Consider the following 25,728-nt stretch of genomic DNA (forward strand, 5'->3'; position numbering starts at 1 on the left):
TGAATTCTCTATGCGTGGTTTTGCTTGGTGGTGGCTAGTTTTTGGATTTGCCGTCGAAGCGAAGACGATCGGTAAATTCGATCAGCTTGACCACCTTAGAACCCATTTTCATGAGGGTTTGCAAAGTTTCTGGTGAGAGTTTTTCGACGTCGTCAAACCATGCGCTGGTGAGTTCTATCAAGTCGTGCATTTGTTGAATGCGACCTAATGCGTATTGTTCATCTTCTGTCGCATCGTTTTTGAGTAAGGCTTCGCGTAACATGGAAAGTGTAGGTTCGACTTCACGGCGGCGGCGTTCTTCCACTAAGTTGCGGAAGATTTCCCATACGTCTTTGGGGGCTTCAAAAAATTCTCGGCGTTCGCCTGGGATGTGAACTAGCTTGACCAGGCGCCAGGCTTGCAATTCTTTTAAGCTCATGCCGACGTTGGAGCGGGAAAAAGTCAATTGCTCGGCAATCTCGTCGGCACATAGTGGTTTTTCACTAAGAAAGATGAGGGCATAAATTTGCCCGACGGTGCGATTAATGCCCCAGCGGCTGCCCATTTCACCAAAATGGGAGATGAATTTTTCTTTTGTTGAATTGATAGCCATCATTTTTCCTTGTTGGTATTTACAGTATTATTTGAATTTCCAGTATTTTCAGGAAATATAGCACGATTATTTTTTTCTTGTTTTTTGTGCGTGATTTTGGAGATGGCTACTAGCGGAAAAGATTTGTTGCTTGAAGGAAGTGAGTTCTTAGTTTGATGGCTGAGTGGATTAGAGGGAAATTGGTGCAGGATTTGTTGGCGCTTGGTTTTGAGCTATTCCTCATTCCAGCCTTCCTCTTCAAGAAGTAGCTAGCTGTACAAGTCTGATAACGATGAAATACTCCTTCCCCTTCAAGGGGAAGGTTGGGATGGGGATGGGTTTTCGTCGTGCGATAGATGCTGCTGATTGCGTCACTGTCACCCATCCCCACCCTAGCCCTCCCCTTGAAAGGGAGGGGACTTTTAGTAGCGCTCTGACTTGTGTAGATCCTTAAGCCATGAAGGGTAGGTGCTAAATGCAAAAAGTGCGAATCTGTAGCATCAAAAATAAAATATACGACTATCGACTTGTGATTTTTTAACTAGCCTGATCCCCAGCCAGTGCTTTTGCAGCTCTCAATAAACCCAGCAGGTCGATCACTTTCGCAGGCTGATAAGACATCGCCGCCACGAGGGCATGCATTGCGATTAGATCGCGTTTGATTGTGGTACCGGAAAATTCTTGTAGATAAATTTTGGTTTCTTCATAGCCGTGCTTTTCATAATGGACAAGAATATCAACCGAAATTTCCTCGCTAGTTTTCTTGCGTGGAATGGGTTGAAAACCAAGTTGTTGAATACTTGCTTCTGCCATTTTCCAAACTGACCAAGGATTTTGACCTGTGATGAGATTGTCGTGGTGGCTGATTTGTTGCAAATAGCGCGGACCAATTTCGACGATGGCGCCTTGTTTTCTGAGCTCATCTTCTAACAAAAATGGGAATAGCTCTTTTGCTTTCGGGATGAGAAACAATTCTTCTTGATTGGTGAACGCGCTGATGCGTTTTTGCTGAATGAAGGCGGAACCATCAGGGAGTTTGACCTGGGTGAGTGCGGCAGGACCGTGGCAAACAGCGATGATGGTTTTGTTTTTCTGATGAAAATCCATCACTAATTTTTGAATGTCTGGATTATTTGGAAAGTCAAACATCGCCCCTTTACCGCCAACAAAATAAATGGCCTGATAGTGATCAGCATTGACTTCTGAAAGGGGAATTGTCTGCGTGGTTTTCTTGGTGGCTTTGTCGTCATTTAAGAATGCGTAATCAAATTCAGCCATGTCGTCATCATCTAAAACGGCAGGTGCTTTGCCTCCTAGTGGGCTGGCGATATCGACCTCAAAACCGTTAGCTTGAAACACATAATAGGCGCGTGCAAGTTCGCTTAATTCGTAACCCGTTTTTTTCTTTTTCTCGCCCATCTGCGCTGTGCTGGTCACGACGGCAAGAATCTTGCCGCGCGGCGGGGTATTGGCATTGTGGATGTAAGCGACATCGTGAGGGCGGCTTGCTTTGAGTTTGCCGATGTCAATTTCTGGATCTAATAAGCTGATGAACCATGCCGTTGCTGCAAGGCCTGAAAGAATTAAGGCGCCAATTAGTGCGCCTAATCCTAAGAGAATTTTTTTCCACATCATTCTTCCTTTGTTGAGAAAATATCATTCAACAATGTAGAACATAGCAGGTGAAAAAAAGGTGAAAAATGACGGATTTATCAAAAAGCGATCAGGGATATAGCACATGCATGTGATCGCTAGCGAAGATTAAGTGATATCGGATAAATCAGCAGGAGGCTCGTCACCTGCTAATACGCCAGCACCACCTGAAAGGCCTTCACCTTTGCGCACCAGATAATCGGTGTGTTCGTAAACATTGCTACAGCCAGTTTCGGCGATCAAGGTTTTGACGATGGCAACTTTCCATGCATCTACGCCTGCAGCTTGAAATTGACATGCCAGAAAGCCATGTTGAATCGCATGGTATTCAACAATCAGACCCGGAAGTTGATCTTCTTCTGCATTGATCAGGCGCTGAGGCTTGCCAGGCTTGGCATTGAGCGGTAAGCGTTTTGCTAGCGCTGTTTGAATTCGGCGTTTGAACATTGCATGATCGACTGCTTCTGATTCGTCAAAAGACCAGACCCGCGCGCGGATCTGTGATTTTGGACTCCAGCCTGCGCGTGCTAAAAATTCACCTTTGGATGAACGCACTAAGCAAGTCGCGCCAAATTTCATTTTTTCATGAAACTTACCATCGACGCGTTCGATGGCAGAGAGATAAATCCAAGGATCGCCTTCGAGCAGACTTTTTTCTTTACCTTGTTTGATTGTGATGATGAGCATAGTTGACTTATTGATCGTCTAAAGAATTGAAGTTCTTAAACAAGTTTTTACATTGAATAAGCTTGGAAAAGCTCGACTTGGTTTTTGCGTATTACCAAGAATTGCGTTGACGAGTTTTGGTCCAATCTGGTTTTTTTGTCCTTACTTCTGATGGTAATGATGGCGCCGTAAGGTCGTTGATATGAATCTCTTCGGTTGTCATGAAAATATAGCGATTTCCAATTCGACCGCGATACACACTATGCGCACCTGCTAATTTTCTTGTTACCGCTGCAAATTCCCAAGCTTGATCCATACTGCATTGGACACTGCTTGCGATAAAAGAGGCATGCCGTTGCGCTTGTCCCCAGTGCTTTGCCATCGTCGCGTGAGCACGAAGTCGAGATGGAAGTGAGCGCTGTGACCAAGCCCATACAAAGCGTCCATCGGTTTCGTCATAGATGCCTATGGTCTGGAAATGACTGGTGCCAGTGCGCTCACCAGCAAATTGAAACACAATCACGCCCGCTTCTAAATCCGCAGACCAGCCTTTTTCTTTGCCATATTGCCAGTTCGACGCATGCTGTAGGTGTTGATGCAGCATCTCTTCATGCGCCGAGGAAATGAATGAAGCTGCGTTGGCTGAGACTTCTTTTTGCTTGGGGCGGTGCAGGAAATTGCGAAAAAATGCGATGATTTTGCTCATGATTGCTAACAAAAAACCTAGTAAAATCAAAAACTTATGCGTTGATAAGCGATTGAGTGGAAATTCTGCACATTATAACAGCACGGTTTTTTGTATTCATGTGATGAAATTGAGCGATTTCATTACCTGAATTTACAAGCATTTGCGCGATTACATGAGGTTAATACATATGCTGATTGATTCTGTTATACGGTACTAGGCATTTAATTTTCCCGTTGCTGATATGATTTCTGTGGTTACAATTCGGCGATTAGAATTTATGTATTTTCTTTTGTTAGGAATCTCGTATGAAAGATCGTATTGAAAAGCTTAGTCAATTGGCAGTGCAATCGGCGAATAGTGCTGGTCGTGGTTTGCTTCATGTGCAGCATAGAGCGCAAGACCTTAGCAATGTGGTGACGCAGAATGTCAATAAGGACGCACTAAACAGAACCGCTGCTGCAACTACTTCAATGGCATTGGCCGCTGGTAAGTCTGTGCAGCAATCGTTGACCAATGTGATCGAACATGAAACGACCCAAGCGCTGGTAGAGCAAGTGAAAGAGAAGGGCATGCAAATTGCCGATAGCGCCGCTCAAGGTGCTAAAGTGGTTAGCGCACACGTCATCGATGGCGTGAAAAAACTGGATGATAAGTTAGAAGAAAATCATACCGAGATTAAAGAGAAAACTGAAACCGTTTCTATGGGATTAGGGATTGCTGCTGGCGTTGCCGCAGGTGCCGCGATTATTGGTCCGCCAATTGTTGTCGCTGCCGCACCAGTCATTGGTGCAGCGGCAACGGTGACTGGTGCGGTGGCAGGTGGTGCGTATTTCTATTCGAAATGGAAAACCAAAAAGGCCGAGGACTTGATAAAAAATTCTGCGTCACCTGAAGACGCACCAGTTAAGGATGCATCAGAGAATAAATAATGTACTAATAAATAATGCACGGATTAAATATTGCAATATTCGATTATTTTGCACCTCGGTTTGTTCAGAATTTTAATTTGAAGTTTATTTTATTCAAGCCGTGCACTAGCAATATGATCAGGCCTGCATAGAATAACGCGGCTAGCATACCAAGGTTGCCATCGAAGGATCGTAGGGGGGAGCGTATTCCTAGCATGCTCAAGATTGATTCAATAATGAAAGGGAGCAGGTAACAGATGAGTGGATTGATGGCAGCAGGTTTAATGAGTAACATCCACTTTTGAATCCGTTGAAGATCCATTAACCAATATAAAAAACCGAATACGCCTATACAGATCGCGGCAGAGTAGAAACACCAAGATGGTGTCGCATAAATTTTTGAAATTTTATACTCTGGTCGCAGCAGGCTCGCTGCAACGATGAGTGTAATCATCAGGCTAAAAGCGCGAGAAAATCGTCTTGCCTGTGAGAGCCTTGCGTTTTCTTCGAAAAAGATCAAACTAGAAACCAGTCCAGCTAGCACGATACTACTATGTGCGGCATGTGCATCCAGACTCGCCATTAACTTCCACAAACTACTAGATTCTGCCATTGCGCCAAAACTATCGGTATGCAGAACGATGTATAAGATCGTACACAATGCCGTCGCCAAGATCAGCAATTCTTGTTTTCCCTGGCACAGCTGATAGATGACGCAAGAGATTAAATAAGCCCACCCAATCAAGCCTAAAATGCCCCACCATTGTGGTGACATCGTTTGTGATCCATCTTCACCGCCTCGATAAATCAACGCCAATATGATCAATATCGTGATGCCGGTTGCTAATAACAGATGATTGATGATGGCTCGCTTAAATTGATAAACGCCCCAAATCAACATGAATGCCACATAGGATAATAAGGCCCATAGTTGTATAGAAATTGACATTGAGGCTTGGTGATAGCCTCCTTCTGCGTTCACCATGAATAGCCCCATTACGATCAAGGCTGCAGCGCGCAATAGGATGTGCAGATTTAAACTGAATCGGTTTTCACCTTTTGCGATACGGTGATTGATGCCAAACGGAATCGACATACCGACAATAAATAAAAATGCAGGAAAGACGATATCAGGAAAACTCATCGCATCGGCATCCGCAGGCATGTGTTTGAGCCAGATAGAAATGCCATTGACACTGGCCAATTCGTTGACGATGATCATGATTAAAAAAGTGATGCCACGAAACGCGTCAATCGAAATCACCCTTTGATTCTTCAGGGTGTTGATGGGATTTAACATAGAAAACAAACTTTCAGAATACGAAGAAGAAATGCAATTCTCAGGCAGCATCGGGCAATTGCCGATATTGATGCGCCTTGCTTAATAGTGCCAAGCAGAAATTTACTCCGGGCAAACTAAAACGACAATGCATAGAACTACTTTCTAATCTAGGTAAATATACTTAGGTGATATGGGTGCGCATTCCCTTTGAAATGAATTTGGGGCACACTGCAAGTTCTTTCTTTCGCTAGTGTCTGCTTAAATCTCTATGAAAATATTCCACTCAATTTATACAGTCAATGCCATGAAGCGACAGGGCTTGCTTAGTCTTAATTGTCTGTGTTGCCTAGTTTTGTTGAGCACGTTTAGCGCCACCGCGATCGCATCGGGCAAATCATCTGAGTTGAATATTTGGGTCATGTCGACCACCGCTCAGCCGCAGCAGGATATGCGTGAGATATTGCGCCCCTATCTGGCAAGCAATCCACATTTGCGAGTGAATGTGACGGTACTGAATTGGGAGAACGCTTGGAGCAAAATCAGTGCCGCTGCAGATTCAGGGCAGGGGCCGGATTTGCTGGAATTAGGTAGCACTTGGGTTGCAGCGATTTCGGCCAAAGATGCGCTTGAACCGCTTAGTTTGGTGCAGCAAAATGAAGTTGGTGGAGAAAAAGCTTTTTTCCCAGCCTTGTGGGTGACAACGCATCAACATAATCGAAAGGAAGTGTTCGCCATTCCTTGGTATGCGGGAGCACGGGTTGCTTATTATCGTACTGATCTGTTTAAAAAGGCAGGGGTGAAAGCGAGTGATGCTTTTGCCAATTGGAGTAGTTTTAAGCAAGCCATGCAAAAAATTAATGGTATCAATTTCGAAGGAAAAAAAGTCGCAGCCTTAGGTTATCCCGGGAAAAGTGATTCAGATATTTTGCATAATTTGGCACCGTGGATTTGGAATGCCGGCGGAGATTTTCTAAGTCCAGATCGTAAGACAGTGAGTATTTCTTCGCCAGAAACTTTGCAGGCCATTAGCTATTACACCAGCTTCGCAGATGAAGGTTTAGTACCACTATCGGCTTTGGAAAAAGACTCAGTACAGATTGAATCTGGTTTTTTTACGAATCAATATGCGGTTATTTTTAGTGGACCTTGGGTGTTGAAAATGTTGAATACGCCTAAGGCAAAAGGTGGACAAATGGGCACGGCTACTGCGCAAAATTTCGGCGTCGCATCGTATCCGGCGGGGATCAAAGGTAATCAGACGTTTTTCTCTGGATCTGATTTGGCCTTGATGAAATCTTCAAAAAACAAAGAAGAGGCTTGGAAATTATTGCGATACCTTGTGTCGCGGCAAGCACAGGTGAAGTTTAGTCAATTGTCGGGAATGTTGCCGGCGCGATTAGATGCGGTTTACGATGCATCATTAATGCAAAACCCACATTATGCTGAATTTATTCAACAGGTAAAGTTGGGTAGACATTACCCTGTAGTGACCGCGTGGGCACAATTGGAAACGGTGTTTCGTACGCACATCGCCAAGATAGTCGCGGTAGTAAACCGGCAAAAAGATGCGCACTCTCAAGTCGCCATTAAGAAAAATCTAGAACAGGCTTCGAAGCAAGCGAATGCCATTTTGGCTGCAGAACCGTAAAGCTAGTTGTCGTGCTAATTTACTGAGTTGATACAGCTTATTTGTTAAGCTTATTTGTTGAGCTTCTGTAGTGCGCTTATTGAGCGTATTTATTATTGACTCAGTTCATTTTCAGAATTGATACATTGCTTTTGTAGTTGCTGAATTGTATTGCTCACATAGACTTTTCATCCCTCACTGCCACAGGCTAGGTGGAATATCGCGTAGCTTTGCTACTAATTCCATGCTAGTTCTGACGTTTAATTTTTGGCAGATATGTAAACGATGTGCCTCTACTGTTTTTGGACTGATCGATAAGTGATCGGCAATTTGCTTTCCCAAATAACCCGCTACAATTTCTGTCAGAACCATGCGTTCTCTTTGTGTTAGTTCTGCGATTTCTTTCAGTAAGCCTGCTTGTCCTTGATGGCCTGCGCGTGCTTTTTCATCACTGACGATGGCGCGACTAATGGCATCGAGTAAGCTGCGATGGTCGGCAGGTTTTTCTAGGAAGTCGACCGCACCTTGTTTGAGTACACGTACTACTAAGGGAATATCGCCGTGGCCGCTTAAAAAAATCACCGGCGGTAGATAGCTACTGTGCAATTTGCTACGACGGATCAATTCGTCAAATAACTCTAATCCGTTAGTGCCAGGAATCCTTACATCGACTAACAGACAATTAAAATCGACGGGATCCGCTTGATCGAGAAAATCCTGGGCTCGTTCAAATTCTGTAGTTTGCCAATGGCGAGTTTCTAATAGCATGACCAAAGAATTGCGTACACTTGGATCATCATCAATAATCGCAATACGTGATTGGCATTCAGTCTGTGTTTCGTGTGATTTTTTTTGTGTCATTTTTCTGCCTTTGAATTTCTATGCACTCATGATCTTTGTATTGATGGCACTGGTTGTGCTGATTGTGTTTGTGGCATCTGTTGTGTTTTTAGCGGTAAGCGGAAGTGAAAGCTTGCGCCGCCACTTGGATTGTTTTCTGCCCAAATCTTGCCGCCATGATTTTCAATCACGGTACGGCAAATCGCTAGGCCTAAGCCCATTCCCTCTGATTTGGTGGTATAAAACGCCTGAAATAATTTGTCGATATCCTGTACACCTTGCCCCTGATCTGTGACGCTAAAGACAAGGTAATCTTCTGTTTGTTCTGTGCGTATTTCTAGTTGCTGTGCATGATCTGTTTGCTTAGCGTCCATCGCATCTAAAGCATTACGCATTAAATTGAATAACACTTGTTTGAGCATCACTGCGTCACAGTCAATTTTAATATCTTCTGTACGTAAATCTACTTGGATGCGTACATGTTGGCGCCTTGCTTGTGCTTCGATCAGTTCTATCGATTCATGCACCAGTTGTGAGATCGAATAGGGCTCATGCGGCGTCGCACTTTTTTGAATGAAATTGCGCATGCTATGCATAATTTTGCCAGCCCGTCGCGATTCCTCGCCCATCTTTTCTATCGCTTGCCTGACTTTAGGGGATTGAATTTTATCGGTCTCTAACAAGCATTCGGCTGCCGCTGCGTAATTGGCGATGGCTGCTAATGGCTGGTTTAGTTCATGTGCCATCCCCGATGCAAATTCAGCCAAGCTCGATAGTCGTGCGGTATGTTGCAGCAATTCGTCACGTTCACGTAATGCTTGTTGCGCTGCTTTGCGCTCTTTAATCCAGCGCCGCAATAAACGTAGTAACCAGATAATCAAGATACCAAACAAAAGTACCGCGATGGCTAATCCTATCAATAAATTATCGAAATTTTGAACTGTACGAACACTGGTCTTGAATGTTAGGCCGCTGCCAGATGGTCCAAAATCGAGACGGTTAATTTCTTTGTTGTGCGCGACAATCCCACCTTCACTGGGTGACAATTGCTTGTCGTGTTCATCGACCAAACTGAGGTCGTAGCGTTGGACAAACCACCAAGGGACTTCCTGCGTAAGCAATTTATCTAGATTGTAAGTGACCACAATCCGGTGCAGGCGATGTTGCTCATTGCTATTTGGTAGTGCTAACACCCACAGTGGCGCGAATTGTTCTATGACTTGACTGTAAGCGCTGGAATTGAGACGACGACTTTGCTGAATTGCTTCACTCACCAAAGGGTCGTTGAGTGGTGGCAAATGTGCGGGACGTTGATCATAATCTGGCAAGCCGATTAGGCGTTGCTGCTGTTCGTCGATGATTTCTACAGCGAGTATGGCATGGTTTTCTTTAATTAATTCATCGATTCTTCGTAAAAATTCTTGCCGGGATGGTTTCGATGCAGGATCTAAATCGAGCGCCCAATTTTGTAACATGACCTGCTGCGTTTCTAATTTGTTGGTGATGATTTGTTCCATCCACAGCAAATCGAGCGAGGATTGACGTGCTGCGGTTGCGCGTTTCTCTGCATACCAAAGCCAACCAAGCGTACTAGATGCGAATAGCCCAACAGTTAGGAATAACATCATGCCTAACAAGGTCCAGCGGTTAGTAAAAAAATGGTGTCGCGTGAATCGCATCGTAATTCCTGAATAGCGTGATGAGTTAGCAGGCACCAAATTGTTGAAGTTCATCACAAGACATAATTTAGCATTCGCGATCTGCTTTTGCAAAAAGTATGCGTGATAATTTTAGTTCTCTAATCTTCCTCAGTTTTCTTGAACATGGATATGGAAAGCTGAATGTATCAATAAAAAAGACGGCAAATCTCTTAGCGAAATTTGCCGTGTAAAGCCAGTTCGTCTTATTACTTAGTTCTGTTTAAAACTGGTGTTGCTGTTTCCAGTCCTTTTTGTTGGGGCAATGGGGGAGACCCAACAAATGGAACTAATTGGTAGAACGTCCTGGGGGAAGCGCTATACGAATGTGATTCGCATCCAAAAATTTATATCACCCTCCGTGATCTTAATAATTTATCGTGGCACGCAGGCCGAACATTCTTGGTGGATTGTAGCTATTAAATGTATAGCCACCTGCGTTGCCTTGCCCCATCCAATTTTTGACGATATTGTTACTCAAGTTGGTGCCCCATAATTCCACGTTCCACTTGTCATCATGACCAGCCAACTTCACGGCAGCACTCCAATTGGTGTAGGCATCTTGATAGTCACCCAGCACGCGATTGTCGAGATTGCGAACAGTGAAATACATACGGCTTTGGTAACGCATACCAATCGATGGCGTCAGTATCCAACCATTGTCGAGTTCAAAATCGTGTGAATAATTGATGGCATAGGAATACTTCGGAGCCATTGGCAATTGATTGCCATTGACATCGCGAATTGCACGACCACGCTTACTTGGATCCTCTCCCAAGTACAGTGGAGCGCAAGCTTCTGCGCCAAATTCTTCACGGTGGCCGCACATCCAATTGTCATTAAAGGTTGGATAGGACAAAACTTTTGAGTTCATTACAGATGCATATCCCGACAAGCTTCCACCGATCCAAGGACGTGCTTTGTATTCAATTTCTAAGCCTTGGATTTTCGAGTTACCGATGTTTTCAGTTTTCCATGCGGTGACGACATCGCAAGCTGGGTCCCAATCTGGGCAGGTTTCTCCAGCACGCAGTTTTCTCTGACCAACTGCATTCATGCCGGTGACATGCATGTCGTTATATTTGGTGTGGAAGTAAACTACGCTCAGATCTAGTTTGTTATTGAAATGACGGCCTTTATAACCGAGTTCGAAGTTGGTCGTTAATTCCGGATTGTATTCAAGGTAGCTGTATTTTTGTGTGCCGCCATCGACACAAGTGCCGCCACCACAAGTATCAAATTTATCGCCAAAACCACCAGGGCGATAACCAGTTGCGGCAGAAGCAAACACCATGGTCGCTTTATCAAAGTCGTATTGCAAACCTAAACGATATGTTGGTTTTTCCCAGCTAGCTTTATGGGTATTGACTACCGGACTAGGGAATACTCCAACTCCAGCAAATGGTCCCATATCAAATGTCAAATCGGTACCGTTATGCGCTGTACCGGTGCCTGGCGTTTTTGGTACATATTTCCCGTTGTAATACCAAGGTGTTTCGGCACTCCATAGACCTGCGCTGACACCGCCGATGTCTTCACGACTGTCTTTACTCATACGGAAACCAACGGTCGCTGACAGCTGATCTGCCAGCTTGATGTCTGCTTGAGCAAACAGCGCTTTGGAATGCACTTGGCGATCTGGTTGTGCGTAGTATTGCGCGTGTGGCATGCCCCATGGTGCTTCGATCAATTTATCTTGCGCAAAATTGATCGCATTCTTCTCAGACATATTGAACAGGCCTGCCACGTAACGCCATTGATCAAAATTTTGTTTGATCTGGAGTTCGTTCACCAAGGAACGATAATTGGAATCTAGTGTGTAACTAGCCCAATCTAAAGCGTGTTGCGCACCCCAATTGCCCCATGATTCCATGACACCGACATCGGAAGCAAGAAAGGATTGGCCGCCATCATCGTCATGATGTTGTACGCGTTTTTGTACCGCGTATGCGACTTTGTAACCTAACTCTGTTTGTGGTGACAGTTTCCACACCAGATTGCTGCGATAAGTGTCGATGCTCATATCGAGTTTGCCTGGCACATTAATTTTTGCGTACCACTGACCTTGTGGGCCGCAAGCGAAGCGGGTACCAGCAGCCATTTTGCAGTCTTTCAGACCAACTTCACCTGCGCCAGAGTTTTGATAATGTTCAAAACCACCAGTCCATTCAAGATCTTTATCAATCGCCCAACGTGCTGTTAAGCGTGTCGCCCATTGATCAGAATTGGTGTAATAGTCTTTTGGTGATAGTTGACGGTTGAGGCGTTGGTCAACGTCAGGTTTACCATCGGGGGTGAAGCTTGAACCACCGTTACCATCGGACAGTAATACACCGCGATCGCTGAGATCGCGTTCTTGTTTGATGTATCCATCGCGTTTATCCACCATGACTGCTGCACGTAATGCAAAATTATCGCTAATGCCAAAGTTGTAAACGGAGCGTATTTCTTTGCCGTTGTAATTGGCGAGGTTCAAAGAACTCCAGCCATAATTGGTTTTGAATTCTGGTTTGGCAGGCAAAATATTTACCACGCCAGCGGTTGAGTTGCGGCCAAACAGTGTTCCCTGTGCACCGCGTAATACTTCAACTTGATCAAGATCGAACATTAATGCCAGCGAGCCTTGTGGGCGTGGCGAGTAAATTCCATCAATATGGATACCGACAGCAGGGTCGCCAATCTCGGTAAAATTGGTAGAGGTCACCCCTCGAATCGAAACCAAGACACCTGAATCGGCACTGGATAAACCAAATTGCACGTTCGGGATGGAACCACTCAGGTTTAATAATTCCTTCACATTGGCGCGCAATAAATCTTCTGCTTTGAGTGCTGTGACGGCGACAGGCGTTTTTAATAACGAGGTTGCCTGACGTGTAGCTGTAACAATCACTTCAGGAATGGCATCCTTTTTTTTATCCTCGGCTTTGGTTGTCGTATTTTGGTTGTTTGAAACTTCTTGCGCATCTGCTTGGAAAGCCAGCATCGAACAGGCGCTGGCAATGGCTAGGTGCATAATTGATCGTGATGTTCTGAGGCGGGGCATTTTAGCTCTCTCGAAAGTATATTAATAATGACTTAGGTATCGAGCCGTTTGTACTCCCCAACACGCTCGATGCGAAGCTCATTACAACAAATTCTGTTAGTAATGAGGCTTGTCGTAGTTTTATCTTTGTGGAGTAGTGCCGCAATTGAGAAATTTACTCTTGCACCTAAGTGATTTTACTTAGGCTTATTGAGGTAGGACTTCTCGGAGCAATGTGTGATTTGACTAGTGAGGCATTGTGAGAATGCACCGCTAGTCAGCGTATGTCATGTGAGGGGACCTCTGCACTACCTGCTGCGCGCCCGAATTTTGAGTTTGCGATGCTCGCTGTGCTCTAGCACAGCTGCGTTTTTCGACGCACACTTTGCTTGCTACGCTTGTGCAGAGGTTTCTGCGGAAAAGTTAACTACCAGTTGCTTGCGTCGGTGATGTAAAAGATTGTACGAACTCACAGTAGCTTGCTTGTACTTCCTTTTTATCTAACAAATTATTATGCCCCGCATCTTTCACAAACAAGTGTTGTTTTTCTTTCGCTGCGATTGCCTGGAATACCGCCAGCCCCAGCTCTGGTGGTGTAGTTTGGTCATTTTCTGCCGAGATGACCAGGCTTTTTCCTTTGTATTGTGCGAGTGCGTTTGTATTGTCAATTGCTTGCAAGCTAGGGACAATCTCAAAGCGAATAAATGGTTTTGCATACCAAGGTGTGCGCAAACGCAAAATGTCGCTTACCTTGGTTGCCGTAGTTTCTAAAATAATGCCATCGACTGGACGGTGTTGCGCAACATAAGCGGTCATGAAACTGCCTAGAGAGTGACCGTGAATGATCAATCGACCTGAGGTGTTCGCTTTGACGTAATCATATATTCGTAAGGCATCTTCTTTCAAATTAATCACATTTGGATTGCCGTTGGTACGTCCATATCCACGGTAATCAAACATGGTGAAATTGATCGGACAACTGCCCACACTTCGGCTAATGACCTTGGCTGCGTCGTCGATGTGTGAACGATTACCACCGAAATAGAGGACGGTGACTGAGGCTGGCGTTTGCTTGACACTGAATCCGTTTAATTGAACTTGTGAATCAATCGCGATTTGCTCTTCTTTTAAGCTAGCGTTTGGCAGAAGTTTTGCTAATGCCTGATCATCAAATTTTCCTTTGGATTGATAGGGAGCGATGCTATCGGGTCGAATGAATTGCGATTCTTCAATGATGACGCTCTTGCAAGCGCATAGAGATAGGATGATGCACAGCGAAAAAAGATGACGCATTATTTCTCCTGAATGAATGTTTGAGTAAAAATAATAGCACGACAAACAAGGTATAAACATACCAAATTGACTCGCCCTTGGGTGTGAAATAAAGGTCTAGATCCGTCGTCCGATTACTTAACTAGATCCAGGCTTTCGCTGCTTCTATTCCACTACGAACGGCGGACTCTAAAGTTGCCGGGTAGTCGCTTGCGGTGAAATCGCCCGCTAAAGTAATACCAGGAATTTCCGTCTGATTTGCAGGGCGCTTTAGATTGGGTGTACAGGCAAATGTTGCCCGTTTCTCGGTAATGACTTGCGTCCATATAGGCGTCGCGAATGCCGCATTTTGCAATTGTTGTGCGAGCTGCCGGCAAATATCCGCAATAACTTGTGATGTGGCATGGGAGCTTGCTGCGGTCGATGCGCTGATCACGACAGCCATTAATCCAGTTTGAGCTGGGTTGAGTTGTCCGCGATCAAAAATAAATTGCGCCCAATGTTTTTGCTGCGGGTCATCCGCCAATGCATAGAATGGGCGATCAAGTTTTAATGATTCTGCGTATTGCAAATAGCAGGTGCTGATTGGCTCGTATACAAATTCCAAGTTTGTTAGAGATGCTTGCGTTGTATCTGATCTGGATTGATTTGTTGAGTCTATCGTTGCGGCCGAAAGTAAGCGTTGGGCTTGCTTTGCGCTGGTGGCGATCACGATGCCATCAAACTGTTGATTGGTAATTGGGTCAGCTTCAATGGCTGTTGTTGGCGCGAGCTTGGTCCTGAGCGATTCAAGCCGCCAGCTTTGATTGTCTTGTTGCTTTAAGGACTGTATTGAAACACCAGTTATGACTTGTCCACCGTGTTGTCTTATAAATTCGGCGGCGGCATCCGGCAATAGACGACTAAGATCGAGGCGTGGAATTAACATGTCTGAGGCCGCTCGTTTTGCCCCTAAACTATCGCGCAAAACGTTCAAAAAAACTTGTGCTGAGGCGCGTTCAGGCGGGGTGTTTAGCGCAGCGATACAAAGCGGATTCCACATGTAACGACATAAATTTTCGGTCTGCTCATAACGTTCCAATAGTTCTGCAACGGTACAGTCTTGATGGAGACGCCAATCTATCCAACGGGCGGTCGTAGAAAATCTCGCCAAGGCCATTTTGTCTGCACCAGATAAACCCTTTGCGCTCATTAGCGCGAACAGGACATGTAGAGGTGCTGGAAGTTTTGGCGCAATAAATTGAATACCGGTCTGATGCGGATAAACCATCTGCAATGGAAGGCGTAGTAGCGCTTCTTTTAGATCGATTCTCAATAATCGCATCAGCTCTAAACAAGCAGAATAGGCACCAAGTAGAATATGTTGTCCGTTGTCGACTAAGCGACCATCAACCTCCACAGCGCGTGCTCGTCCACCTAATGTACGTGAGGCTTCGATCAAAGTTACTTGATGCCCTTGTTGACATAAAGTGACGGCGGCAGCGCAACCAGCCCAACCCGCACCAATCACGGCAATGTGTTTTTTGTCGTTTTTTGCTTTGTGTTTAATCACTGAAATTAACCACGAATATAGGTTTTCCAAGCTAACCACAATTTACGTATCGGAGTTAACGAGATTCTTTGTTTCAATACCTGAAACTGATCTTCTTGGATTTCGACTAAAAGCGCACGATAGATTGCCGCCATGATTAATCCGGTTCTTTGCGCGCGGCGATCTTCTTCCGGCAATAGGGCAAATGCTTCGTCATACAGTTTTTGTGTGCGTTCGTATTGGAACTGCATCAATGCGACAAATTGCTCACTATGACGCGCGTTCAAAATGTCGCTCGCCGGAACATTAAATTGCTGCAGTTCATTAACGGGTAGATAGATGCGACCTTTACGGGCATCTTCTCCAACATCGCGGATGATATTGGTCATTTGAAATGCCAGACCTAATTTTTCTGCGAATTGCTTCGTTTGTGGATTTTTGATGCCAAAAATGCTGGCGGAGAGCACGCCAACGACGCCAGCGACATGCCAACAATAACGTTGCAGGGCGATGAAATCCAGATACCGGTTTTGATTCAAATCCATTTCCATGCCATCGATGATCGCTAGAAAATGTGCGCCATCTAACTGATAAGTTTGCAGATGGGGTAGTAAAGCTTTGGTCACCGGATGACTAGGATGCTCTTTGAGCATTGATTGAATTTCCTGACGCCACCAGAGCAGCTTATTTCTGGCGACAGATTCATCTGTGCAGTCATCAACCACATCGTCCACTTCACGACAAAATGCATAAAGTGCGGTGATGGCTCGGCGCTTTTCTTGTGGCAGAAATAGAAAGCTGTAATAGAAACTAGAACCGCTTTGTGCGGCTTTTTCTTGGCAATATTCGTCTGGAGACATGCTGAATTGGTTAGGCTAGGCTATGAATTAAGGCGTAATGCTAACCGACTGCGCGTTTAAGCACAAACTTGCTACAGCGTTCGCGCGTTTTGTTCTTACAATATATAGACAAAAAAATGCAGCAAGCATGTTGTACAATGCCGGATTATTGTGCAGTCGTCTTGACGGGCAAACAGCGTTGAGTCGTTTATATATCGTAATGAGGTAGGCTTATCTTGATTAAATTAAATAAAAAAGTGGCAGTGTTAGGCACGTTATTAGCAGGCGTATTAGTCGGCTGTGGTGGCTTTGTTTACACTTCGGTTGGCGGTAATGTAAAAGGCTTAACGGCAACTGGCAGCTACTTAGTGCTTGTGAATGAAGTCGGTTATACGCAAGCTTTGAGTGTAGATGGTCCTTTTTCATTCCGTGTCGCGAGTAATGCTTCTTACAATATTACGGTAGGACAGCAGCCAAATCCCGTTAATTGCACCGTTAGCAACGGCAGTGGCAAGATGAGTGGTGAAGCTGCGGTAAATAATATTGCTGTGAATTGCGTGCCCAATGTGCCGCTGGCTGGATCGTTGACCGGACTCGCTGCAAGCCAATCCTTAACTTTGTCTATGAATGGCGCAACGCAAACCACCTTGACTGCCGATGGCGTATTCTCGTTTCAAACCTATGCTGTGAACGGTAAAGAATATGCTGCGAAAGTGTTCTTGCCTCCAGTGGGACAAGTTTGCAAAATTCAAAATGCTTCTGGTGTCGCTAACCTCAGTAGTCCACCAACAAATATTGCGGTTGCATGCTCGACAGGTGTTCCTGTTGGCGGCACTTTGGCAGGATTAAAATCAGGAACGTATTTGACGTTGACCAATACTTTGGCTGATGGTACTTTGGATACACGTAATTTACTGGTAGACGGTGCATACACGATGACGTTTAGTTTGGCTAATGGCGACAGCTATGATGTTCAGATTACGACTCAGCCAACGGGTCAAAAATGTACAGTGACTAATGGTAAAGGTACTGCATCTTTGGCAAATCCTGCCCCTACAAATAGTATAGGCATTAGTTGTGTTGCGGTCTGATTGAATTGATTTTGATTCCTGGGATGTTTTTGAGGTTCTTGTTGAATCGACTCATTTAAGTTAAAAAAAGCCAGGCTTGCCTGGCTTTTTTATTGTTCTACTAGCGATAAATCATAGGCAAATTAATTTGTCGTCTTCGCCGAAATAATAAATATCTTCATGCTTAAAGCCCCAATGGCCACCTTTTAGGCGAATAAAAGGTTCGAAGCTGAAAAAATCGATGCTTGAGATCAATTGGTGATTGTTTGCTTGTATGTACTGTCGTCGTTCACGTTGCACTTCTATGCTATGCCCTACATTTGTACGAAAATCTAAATTGACGAAACCGCTTTCGCGAATTCGTACATTTGCCCATTGAAATAATTGGTGAAAGCTGGTGTTTGGACGAACCCAATTACACATTTCTTCATGTAATTTTCTAAGAAAACTTAAACCATTTTGGTACTCTAGTGTTTTCGCATGTTCGACGTAGCTACCAAACTCAAAAGCAAATGTACGTGAAAAATCTCCCCAAACTGTGTCAAGACTTGGACTTAAATCGATACTGATCAGATTTTTTCCACCGAGTTTTTCTTGGCTGGCTTGGTATTCTCTGCCCGAAATCGAAAGACAGCTGCGGGTACCAGCTAGCACCAGAGCCGGGCAGTCGTAATACCAAGTTTCCGTTAAACCCTGCTCGCATAATAATTGATATGCCTTTGCTGCAATGGTGTATTCACTATCCTCCGCAATGAGTAAATGTGGTAGTTGTGCCATCACCGTTTTCGCACAGTGTTGTACCTTTTGATGAGCTTGAATTTGCAGGATGTCAGGCATAGCGTGAATGATCAGATGTTTGCATAGATTTACATTCTTAATGCTCGCCAAAACAGCAGCGCAGAATCAGAGGATTTAATGGTTGGGCGATGTTGAAATATATCCATTTCAACATTTTCTATTTTCTCTAAAATTCTCAAGCCACCTTGAACGACTAAGCGTAGTTCAAATCCAAAGCGGCCCGGCAATTTTTTGCATAGTGGGCTACCCGCGAGCATCATTTCTCGTGCTCTGCTAATTTGAAACTGCATTAAATCTCGCCAAGCTTGATCGCAATCTTCGTTTGCAATTTGTTGCTCTGTCACTTGAAACCTTTGCAGATCTTCTTGCGGTAAATAGACACGAGATTTTTTCCAGTCAATGGCGACATCTTGCCAGAAATTAATCAGTTGTAGTGCTGTACAAATTTGATCTGACTCGAGCAAATTTTGTGCTGTATCGGCGTGGAATAAATGGAGCATGATACGACCAACAGGATTGGCTGATCGCTCACAGTAATGAATCAGAGAGACGTAATTGTCGTAACGTTTGCATCGGACGTCTTGCTTGAAGGCGTCAAGCAGATCGAAGAATGGCGAAATAGGCAGCTGGTAATCATGGATTACTTTGGCTAAGGCTTGAAAAAGCGCTTGTTCACTTGCGTGTTTTGACTGAATGATGTGTAGCTGCGCTTCGTAATCAGTCAGTGCGTTTAATCGCTGTTCGTCGCTGGCATCACCTTCATCTGCCAGATCATCTGCACTGCGGGCGAAAGCGTAAATGACTTTGACCGCTGGGCGTAAGTGTGCAGGCATGAGCCATGACGCAACAGGGAAGTTTTCGTAGTGATCTACGCTCATAAAAGAGAATTGAAATTTGTAATATTAAAGATAATGAAAAATAAATGACCCGAAAGTCATTGGCAAGTAAAACATTCCTGATTATAATTACTAACCCAAGAGTCAGTAAGCATGTTCGACTGAAATATAATTAAAAAGCTATTATTTAAATAAATTGATCGAGCTGTATTTGTGTCAGCGGCAAATTAAATGGGATTAACTTATTTTATTTGCCAATTCAGCTAGTGTAATCTGGATTGTTTCTATTGAGTTTGTAGATCAGCGAATGCTGTTATTTATTTTGGTCTTGTATTTTGGCTTTGTTGATGTGCTGGCATGGCGTCTAAACAAATCATTCTCCGCTTTTTATGTGACGGAATCGTAAAGGAAAATTCTCGTGTTAATTTCACCATCTCGTCCGCGCCAAATCATTGCGCTATCAACAAAGACCTCTAAGGCAAGAGCAATCGCATTCTCAATACTTGTTTTGTTAAGTTTGATTTTGTTAAGCGCGTGCTCAAAGAAAGCGGAAAAAACCGAAGATATTCGTCCAGTGAGAACAATTCAGGCACAACTGCAAGCTAGTGAATTTGTTGCCGAACTTTCCGGTGAGGTTCGAGCTCGCGTGGAGTCGCGTTTGGGCTTTCGTGTACCAGGTAAAATCGTAGCACGTCATGTGGAACTGGGTACTTTGGTAAAGCGTGGGCAGGTACTGATGCAGTTAGATCCGCAAGATCTCCTATTGGGGCAGACGCAAGCCAAAGCGGGCTTGAGCGCGGCTGAGAGCAATCGTGATTTGGCGAAGGCTGAATTGAAGCGTTACCAAGAGCTACGTGACAAGAATTTTGTCGCGCAAGCGGTGTTAGATGCCAAAGAAACGACTTATAAAGCAGCACAAGCGAGCTACGAGCAAGCGAAGGCAGGATTCTCTAATCAATCGAATCAGGCTGCATATGCCAATTTGACAGCGGACATTGATGGTGTGGTGACTGCGATTGATGCTGAAGTAGGGCAGGTGGTTGCCGCTGGCACGCCAGTAGTGCGCGTTGCAAAAGCCGGCGATATGGATGTCATTGTTGGAGTTCCCGAGGATAAGATTAATTCTATTCGCCAGATGAGCGATCTAAAGGTCAAATTGTGGGCAAACAGTGGCGAAGTTTATGCTGCTAAGTTGCGTGAATTATCGCCAATTGCGGATCCTGTCACACGAACATTTGTCGCTAAAGTTGCTTTGCCAGATACCGCAAAAGATGTGCGTTTAGGGATGACTGCGACCGTGTTATTCGGCATGAAAAATCCGATGGCAATGATACGTGTACCTCTAACTGCATTGTTTCAAGAAAAAAATGTGAGTTCTGTTTGGATTGTGGAATCCGGCGTGGTCAGACTTGTTCCAGTTCAAATCGGCTCAACAAGTGGTGAAGATGTGTTGATTTCTGGTGGAATTCAGGCCGGGCAGATCATCGTCACTGCGGGTGTCAATTTATTGAAGGCAGGACAAAAAGTGCGCATTCTTGGCATGGAATCTGCACCAGTTGCTAGTGCAGCAAACGCTGCTGCATCTACTGCAGCCTCAGGAGCCAATAAATGAGTCAAGAACTTCAAGATAAAGGCGGATTTAATCTGTCTCGCTGGGCTTTAGAGCATATTCCCTTAACGCGTTATTTGATGGTCGCCTTATTGTTAGGTGGGATATTTAGTTTTGCGAAATTAGGTCAGGATGAAGATCCACCATTTACTTTTAGAGCGATGGTGGTGCGCGCCGTATGGCCAGGCGCAACCGCTTTGCAAATGGCAGAGCAGGTGACTGATAAGTTGGAAAAGAAGCTGCAAGAAGCGCCGTATGTTGACAAAATTCGTAGCTATTCGAAGCCAGGCGAGACTTTAATCATTTTGCAGTTGCGCGAATCAACACCACCGAAAGAAACTTCGCAGACTTGGTATCAAGTGCGTAAGAAAATTGGGGATATCAAAGCGACTTTGCCTGCTGGTGTGATTGGTCCATTTTTTAATGATGAATTCGGTGATACCTATGGCTCTATCTTTGCTATTTCCGCCGATGGTTTTAATTATGAAGAGATGCGCGAATACGCAGACTTCGTAAGACAGCAATTCTTGCGCATACCAAAAGTTGCCAAGGTTGAGATGTTTGGCGTGCAAGAAGAAAAAATTAATATTGAGTTTTCGCAAAAGAAGTTTTCTCAGTTAGGTGTGCCATTTGAAACCATCGTCGCACAAATTAATTCTCAAAACACGATTGACGCGACGGGCGTGTTAACAACGTCTTCAAGTAATCTGCAAGTTCGTATATCGGGAGCACTGCTCACAGTTAAAGATCTTGAGAATTTGCAATTGCGTGCAAATGGAACGACCTTTCGTTTAGGCGATTTTGCCAACATCAAGCGTGAATACAAAAATCCACCAGTGGATAAAATGCGCTTTAATGGTAAGGAAGTGATTGGTCTTGGCATCTCGATGGAAAAGGGCGGAAATATTATTGAGCTCGGTAAAAATCTCGATAAAGAGGTCGCTTCCGTCAAATCTCAGTTGCCAGTTGGTATTCAGCTAGATCGTGTTTCTGATCAACCGAAGATTGTCGCTTCTTCGGTTGGTGAGTTCGTGAACACCTTGATTGAAGCAGTGGTTATTGTATTGGCGGTCAGCTTCTTATCCTTGGGATTGCATACCAAGCCATGGCGCTTGGATGTATGGCCGGGCTTGGTTGTTGGATTGACGATACCTCTGGTGTTGGCCGTGACCTTTTTGTTTATGCGTATTCTTAATATTGATTTGCATAAAATTTCACTTGGTGCCTTAATTATTGCTTTGGGTTTGTTGGTGGATGACGCCATCATTGCCGTCGAAATGATGGTGCGTAAAATGGAGGAGGGGTTTTCGCGATTCGATGCCGCCACCTTTGCCTATACCTCAACAGCGATGCCGATGTTGACAGGAACGCTCATTACAGCCGCTGGATTTTTGCCAATTGGATTGGCAGAGTCTGCTGCCGGCGAATATACCTTTTCTATGTTTTCTGTAAATGCTTTGGCATTAATTATTTCTTGGCTGGCTGCGGTATTGTTCACGCCTTATTTGGGTTATTTGTTATTGCGAGTAAAACCGCACTCTGGTGCCGATGGACATCACGAATTGTTTGATACTCCGTTCTATTCGCGTTTCAGAGTATTGGTCAATTGGTGTGTCACTTGGCGTAAAACGACGATTGCGATCACCTTGGCGGTATTTGGATTGGGTGTGTTTGGATTCAAGTTTATTGAACAACAGTTTTTCCCGGATTCTAGTCGTCCTGAGTTGATGGTGGAATTGTGGTTGCCAGAAGGTTCTTCGTTTGCAGCGACAGAGGCGCAAGCGAAAAAATTTGAAGCTTTCATACAGAAACAGCAGGGTGTCGAGAGCGTTACTAGCTATGTTGGTACTGGTAGCCCGCGTTTCTATTTGCCCTTGGATCAGATATTCCCGCAAACGAACGTGACGCAAATTGTCGTGTTGCCAAAGGATCTGAAATCACGTGAAGCCTTACGTTTGAAAATTAATCAAGCATTTAAAGAGGATTTTCCAGAGGTGCGTGGCCGTGTGAAGTTGCTGCCGAATGGACCACCAGTGCCATATCCCGTTCAGTTCCGCGTGACAGGTTTGGAGGTGGAGAAGGTGCGTGAAGTTGCAGATCGCGTTAAGGCGGTGATGCATGCAAATCCAAATGCAATCGGTGTGAACGACAACTGGAATGAGTCGGTTAAAACAGTTCGTATCGATATGGATCAAGACAAATTGCGTGCACTAGGTGTGACCTCGCAAAACGTGATGCGCGCTGCCAATACGATATTGACAGGCACAACGGTTGGTCAATTTAGGGAATCTAATAAATTGATTGATATTGTTGTTCGCCAACCGGTAGATGAGCGCTCGACGGTGCAGGCATTGAGTAATGCGAATATTCCTACTGCGAGTGGTAAGACGGTGCCATTGTCGCAAGTCGCAAAAATTTCATTAGCTTGGGAGCCAGGTGTGGTTTGGCGGGAAGGGCGAGAATGGGCAGTCACCGTTCAATCAGATGTGGTCGATGGAATTCAAGGTCCAACGGTATCTGCGCAAATCAATCCAAAATTGGATGCTATCCGCGCAAGTTTGTTGCCGGGCTATAAAATTGAATTGGCAGGTGCTGCGGCTGATAGTGGTAAAGCGCAAGAGTCAATTGCGGCCAATGTTCCCCTAGTAATCTTTATTATTTTCACTTTGTTGATGTTGCAGTTACATAGTTTTTCACGCTCGGTGTTGGTATTTTTGACAGGGCCTCTGGGTGTGGCTGGAGCCGCAATGGCACTGTTAATATTGCAGCGTCCGTTTGGGTTTGTTGCGCAGCTTGGCGTGATTGCCCTGTTCGGTATGATTATCCGAAATTCAGTGATATTGATTGATCAGATTGAACAAGATAGAGCCGCAGGTGTGCCAGCATGGGATGCCATCGTGGAAGCTGCAGTGCGCCGATTCCGACCAATTATTTTGACGGCCGCAGCAGCGGTGTTGGCGATGATTCCATTGTCACGCTCCGTGTTTTGGGGGCCGATGGCCGTGGCTATTATGGGTGGATTAATTATTGCGACTGCATTGACTTTGTTATTCTTACCAGCCTTGTACGCAGCTTGGTTCAGAATTAAGGAACCAGGTAAATCTGTTAAGCCAGTTTAAAAAGACAATACTGCATATTTGCTAGGCACTTGGTTTTGATTGAAAAAGCCAGATGCCAGCAAAAAATGCGGTAGTTTCAATTTCAATACAAAAAATTCGAGACAAGTCTGGATAAAATCTAGTAGAATAGTTGGTTGAAGTTGAAATGCCACAGTACTAGTTATGGGCGACAATGTATTTGAAGTCGCCCTTTGCTTTTGTGCTGGTCTTTCTACCGGAAGGTGTTTTCATCCCGCGAGGATGGCGAAATTGGTAGACGCACCAGGTTTAGGTCCTGACGCCAGCAATGGTGTGGGGGTTCGAGTCCCCCTCCTCGCACCACAGATTCTTTATATTTGGACGATTTTCATGGCAATTGCAGTCGAAACTTTAGAAAAATTAGAACGCCGTATTACGATCACATTCCCTATTGCAGAAATGCAACCGGAAATTGAAAAGCGTTTGAAAGTACGTGCCCGTACAGCAAAAGCGCCTGGCTTCCGTCCAGGTAAAGTGCCGATGAAAATGGTTGCGGCACAATATGGTTATCAAATTGAGAATGAAGTTCTCAATGATAAAGTTGGCTTTGCGTTCGCAGAAGCGGTGAAAGAAAATAGCCTGCGTGTTGCAGGTTACCCGCGCATCGAGCCAAAGAAAAGTTATTCTGATAATTACTTAACATTTGATGCTACTTTCGAAGTGTATCCAGAAGTAGTTATTGGTGAATTGTCTGGCGTTGAAGTGACTCAGGTAAAAACTGATGTGACAGATGCCGAAATCGACAAAACAATTGATATTTTGCGTAAGCAGCGTGTGCATTTCCACGTCAAGGGTGAGCAAAGTGCGCATGGTGATGGCGGTGCAGATCAATCTGCGCAAGCTGGTGATCGTGCGACTGTTGACTTTACTGGTACTTTGGATGGCGTTGAATTTGCTGGTGGTAAAGCAGAAGGATTTGCTTTTGTACTTGGTGAAGGCCGCATGTTGCCAGAATTTGAAGTCGCAACTTTGGGTTTGAAGGTAGGCGAATCTAAAGTTTTCCCTTTATCTTTCCCAGAAGATTATCACAGCAAAGATGTTGCTGGTAAAACAGCAGAATTCACTGTGACTTTGACGAAACTGGAATGGGCGCATTTGCCTGAGGTTGATGCCGAATTCGCGAAGATGCTGGGCGTGGAAGATGGCGATCTCGCTAAAATGCGCACAGATATCAAAGAAAATCTTGAGCGCGAAGTTAAAGGTCGCGTTAAAGCAAAAACTAAAGATAGCGTGATGGATGCTTTAGTGAAGGCAGTTGAATTTGATGCGCCGAAAGCTTTGGTTGATCAAGACGCTGAGCGTTTGGCTGAAATGACACGTCAAGACATGGCGCAACGCGGCATGAATGTACAAGGCGTTCCATTCCCAACAGAATTGTTTACTGCGCAAGCAGAACGTCGCGTACGTTTAGGTTTGATTTTGGCTGAATTGGTCAAAGCTAATCAGTTGCAAGCTACTGCTGATCAAATCAAAGCACAGGTTGAAGATTTCGCACAAAGCTATGAAGATCCACAGCAAGTAGTGAAGTACTACTATAGTGATCGTAATCGTTTAGCTGAAGTTGAAGCCCTTGTATTAGAAGAAAACGTCGTCAACTATGTGTTGGGTAAGGCAAAAGTAAGTGATTCAGTTTTGCCATTCGACGAACTGATGGGTAACAACGCAGCACAATAAGATAGGAA

19 protein-coding genes and 1 tRNA gene are annotated in these 25,728 nt (G+C 44.7%); 7 read left to right on the forward strand and 13 right to left on the reverse strand.

The window, feature by feature from the left end:
- Window positions 1-34: 34 nt before the first annotated feature.
- The 4 genes from H8K33_RS01470 to H8K33_RS01485 form a co-directional block, all read right to left on the reverse strand.
- Window positions 35-592, reverse strand: coding sequence for a GbsR/MarR family transcriptional regulator (locus H8K33_RS01470; protein ID WP_246443226.1), 558 nt, complete (start codon window positions 590-592; stop codon window positions 35-37).
- Window positions 593-1,108: 516 nt separating this feature from the next.
- Window positions 1,109-2,203 (reverse strand): type 1 glutamine amidotransferase domain-containing protein, encoded by a 1,095-nt coding sequence (locus tag H8K33_RS01475; protein ID WP_186889205.1) that lies wholly within the window; start codon window positions 2,201-2,203, stop codon window positions 1,109-1,111.
- A gap of 129 nt (window positions 2,204-2,332) precedes the next feature.
- Window positions 2,333-2,911, reverse strand: coding sequence for an SAM-dependent methyltransferase (locus H8K33_RS01480; RefSeq protein ID WP_186889206.1), 579 nt, complete (start codon window positions 2,909-2,911; stop codon window positions 2,333-2,335).
- A 91-nt stretch (window positions 2,912-3,002) separates the two neighbouring features.
- A complete protein-coding gene (locus tag H8K33_RS01485) occupies window positions 3,003-3,596 on the reverse strand; it encodes a DUF6882 domain-containing protein (RefSeq protein ID WP_186889207.1) in 594 nt (197 codons plus the stop codon).
- A gap of 287 nt (window positions 3,597-3,883) precedes the next feature.
- Here H8K33_RS01485 and H8K33_RS01490 point away from each other — a divergent pair, with 287 nt between their 5' ends.
- Entirely contained in the window at window positions 3,884-4,507 is a 624-nt protein-coding gene (locus H8K33_RS01490; protein WP_186889208.1) for a hypothetical protein, read from the forward strand.
- A gap of 64 nt (window positions 4,508-4,571) precedes the next feature.
- Here H8K33_RS01490 and H8K33_RS01495 read toward each other — a convergent pair whose 3' ends face one another.
- Window positions 4,572-5,786: a DUF5009 domain-containing protein gene (locus tag H8K33_RS01495; protein ID WP_186889209.1), complete on the reverse strand. Its 1,215-nt coding sequence runs from the start codon at window positions 5,784-5,786 to the stop codon at window positions 4,572-4,574.
- Window positions 5,787-6,186: 400 nt separating this feature from the next.
- Between H8K33_RS01495 and H8K33_RS01500 the strand changes: the two genes are divergently transcribed.
- Entirely contained in the window at window positions 6,187-7,416 is a 1,230-nt protein-coding gene (locus H8K33_RS01500; protein ID WP_222613244.1) for an extracellular solute-binding protein, read from the forward strand.
- A 174-nt stretch (window positions 7,417-7,590) separates the two neighbouring features.
- On the opposite strand, the gene H8K33_RS01505 is transcribed toward H8K33_RS01500, so the two are convergent.
- The 6 genes from H8K33_RS01505 to hpnD all read right to left on the reverse strand — a co-directional run bounded on the left by H8K33_RS01505 (window position 7,591) and on the right by hpnD (window position 16,617).
- On the reverse strand, window positions 7,591-8,256 hold the full coding sequence (locus tag H8K33_RS01505) for a response regulator transcription factor (RefSeq protein WP_186889211.1): 666 nt from the start codon (window positions 8,254-8,256) through the stop codon (window positions 7,591-7,593).
- Between the two features lie 26 nt (window positions 8,257-8,282).
- Complete coding sequence (locus H8K33_RS01510) at window positions 8,283-9,914, reverse strand: sensor histidine kinase (RefSeq protein WP_222613245.1); 1,632 nt, start codon at window positions 9,912-9,914, stop codon at window positions 8,283-8,285.
- Window positions 9,915-10,299: 385 nt separating this feature from the next.
- A complete protein-coding gene (locus H8K33_RS01515; RefSeq protein ID WP_186889213.1) occupies window positions 10,300-12,945 on the reverse strand; it encodes a TonB-dependent receptor in 2,646 nt (881 codons plus the stop codon).
- A 432-nt stretch (window positions 12,946-13,377) separates the two neighbouring features.
- Window positions 13,378-14,247: an alpha/beta hydrolase gene (locus tag H8K33_RS01520; protein WP_186889214.1), complete on the reverse strand. Its 870-nt coding sequence runs from the start codon at window positions 14,245-14,247 to the stop codon at window positions 13,378-13,380.
- Between the two features lie 121 nt (window positions 14,248-14,368).
- The gene (gene hpnE, locus H8K33_RS01525) at window positions 14,369-15,778 is read right to left on the reverse strand and encodes a hydroxysqualene dehydroxylase HpnE (RefSeq protein ID WP_343043769.1); all 1,410 of its coding nucleotides are present in this window, start codon (window positions 15,776-15,778) and stop codon (window positions 14,369-14,371) included.
- 5 nt (window positions 15,779-15,783) lie between these two features.
- On the reverse strand, window positions 15,784-16,617 hold the full coding sequence (gene hpnD / locus H8K33_RS01530) for a presqualene diphosphate synthase HpnD (protein ID WP_186889215.1): 834 nt from the start codon (window positions 16,615-16,617) through the stop codon (window positions 15,784-15,786).
- A gap of 215 nt (window positions 16,618-16,832) precedes the next feature.
- On the opposite strand from hpnD, the gene H8K33_RS01535 reads away from it, so the two are divergent.
- The gene (locus tag H8K33_RS01535) at window positions 16,833-17,687 is read left to right on the forward strand and encodes a hypothetical protein (protein ID WP_186889216.1); all 855 of its coding nucleotides are present in this window, start codon (window positions 16,833-16,835) and stop codon (window positions 17,685-17,687) included.
- 111 nt (window positions 17,688-17,798) lie between these two features.
- Here the strand turns inward: H8K33_RS01535 and H8K33_RS01540 are convergent, their stop codons facing one another.
- Window positions 17,799-18,503: a M24 family metallopeptidase gene (locus H8K33_RS01540; RefSeq protein ID WP_281387216.1), complete on the reverse strand. Its 705-nt coding sequence runs from the start codon at window positions 18,501-18,503 to the stop codon at window positions 17,799-17,801.
- Window positions 18,504-18,532: 29 nt separating this feature from the next.
- The gene (gene hpnC / locus H8K33_RS01545; RefSeq protein ID WP_186889218.1) at window positions 18,533-19,342 is read right to left on the reverse strand and encodes a squalene synthase HpnC; all 810 of its coding nucleotides are present in this window, start codon (window positions 19,340-19,342) and stop codon (window positions 18,533-18,535) included.
- 376 nt (window positions 19,343-19,718) lie between these two features.
- On the opposite strand from hpnC, the gene H8K33_RS01550 reads away from it, so the two are divergent.
- From H8K33_RS01550 to tig, 4 genes are all read left to right on the forward strand, one after another.
- Window positions 19,719-20,912 carry an efflux RND transporter periplasmic adaptor subunit gene (locus H8K33_RS01550; RefSeq protein ID WP_343043770.1) on the forward strand — a complete coding sequence of 398 codons (1,194 nt, stop codon included), beginning with the start codon at window positions 19,719-19,721 and terminating at the stop codon, window positions 20,910-20,912.
- Window positions 20,909-24,028 (forward strand): efflux RND transporter permease subunit, encoded by a 3,120-nt coding sequence (locus tag H8K33_RS01555; RefSeq protein ID WP_186889219.1) that lies wholly within the window; start codon window positions 20,909-20,911, stop codon window positions 24,026-24,028. Before H8K33_RS01550 ends, H8K33_RS01555 begins: the two co-directional genes overlap by 4 nt.
- A gap of 234 nt (window positions 24,029-24,262) precedes the next feature.
- Window positions 24,263-24,349, forward strand: a tRNA-Leu gene (locus H8K33_RS01560).
- 27 nt (window positions 24,350-24,376) lie between these two features.
- Window positions 24,377-25,720 (forward strand): trigger factor, encoded by a 1,344-nt coding sequence (gene tig, locus H8K33_RS01565; protein ID WP_186889220.1) that lies wholly within the window; start codon window positions 24,377-24,379, stop codon window positions 25,718-25,720.
- Window positions 25,721-25,728 lie beyond the last annotated feature (8 nt).

Origin of the sequence: Affinundibacterium amnicola (assembly GCF_014284275.1) — a bacterium.
Classification (GTDB): domain Bacteria; phylum Pseudomonadota; class Gammaproteobacteria; order Burkholderiales; family Burkholderiaceae_D; genus Undibacterium; species Undibacterium amnicola.

What these genes read in the sequence shown, in the direction of transcription:
- H8K33_RS01510 (WP_222613245.1), bottom strand. Translation starts at nt 9,914, where the DNA reads ATGCGATTCACGCGACACCATTTTTTTACTAACCGCTGGACCTTGTTA.
- H8K33_RS01480 (WP_186889206.1), bottom strand. Translation starts at nt 2,911, where the DNA reads ATGCTCATCATCACAATCAAACAAGGTAAAGAAAAAAGTCTGCTCGAA.
- H8K33_RS01555 (WP_186889219.1), top strand. Translation starts at nt 20,909, where the DNA reads ATGAGTCAAGAACTTCAAGATAAAGGCGGATTTAATCTGTCTCGCTGG.
- H8K33_RS01505 (WP_186889211.1), bottom strand. Translation starts at nt 8,256, where the DNA reads ATGACACAAAAAAAATCACACGAAACACAGACTGAATGCCAATCACGT.
- H8K33_RS01495 (WP_186889209.1), bottom strand. Translation starts at nt 5,786, where the DNA reads ATGTTAAATCCCATCAACACCCTGAAGAATCAAAGGGTGATTTCGATT.
- H8K33_RS01500 (WP_222613244.1), top strand. Translation starts at nt 6,187, where the DNA reads ATGTCGACCACCGCTCAGCCGCAGCAGGATATGCGTGAGATATTGCGC.
- H8K33_RS01485 (WP_186889207.1), bottom strand. Translation starts at nt 3,596, where the DNA reads ATGAGCAAAATCATCGCATTTTTTCGCAATTTCCTGCACCGCCCCAAG.
- H8K33_RS01470 (WP_246443226.1), bottom strand. Translation starts at nt 592, where the DNA reads ATGGCTATCAATTCAACAAAAGAAAAATTCATCTCCCATTTTGGTGAA.
- hpnD (WP_186889215.1), bottom strand. Translation starts at nt 16,617, where the DNA reads ATGTCTCCAGACGAATATTGCCAAGAAAAAGCCGCACAAAGCGGTTCT.
- H8K33_RS01490 (WP_186889208.1), top strand. Translation starts at nt 3,884, where the DNA reads ATGAAAGATCGTATTGAAAAGCTTAGTCAATTGGCAGTGCAATCGGCG.
- tig (WP_186889220.1), top strand. Translation starts at nt 24,377, where the DNA reads ATGGCAATTGCAGTCGAAACTTTAGAAAAATTAGAACGCCGTATTACG.
- H8K33_RS01515 (WP_186889213.1), bottom strand. Translation starts at nt 12,945, where the DNA reads ATGCACCTAGCCATTGCCAGCGCCTGTTCGATGCTGGCTTTCCAAGCA.
- H8K33_RS01475 (WP_186889205.1), bottom strand. Translation starts at nt 2,203, where the DNA reads ATGTGGAAAAAAATTCTCTTAGGATTAGGCGCACTAATTGGCGCCTTA.
- hpnC (WP_186889218.1), bottom strand. Translation starts at nt 19,342, where the DNA reads ATGAGCGTAGATCACTACGAAAACTTCCCTGTTGCGTCATGGCTCATG.
- H8K33_RS01520 (WP_186889214.1), bottom strand. Translation starts at nt 14,247, where the DNA reads ATGCGTCATCTTTTTTCGCTGTGCATCATCCTATCTCTATGCGCTTGC.
- H8K33_RS01540 (WP_281387216.1), bottom strand. Translation starts at nt 18,503, where the DNA reads ATGCCTGACATCCTGCAAATTCAAGCTCATCAAAAGGTACAACACTGT.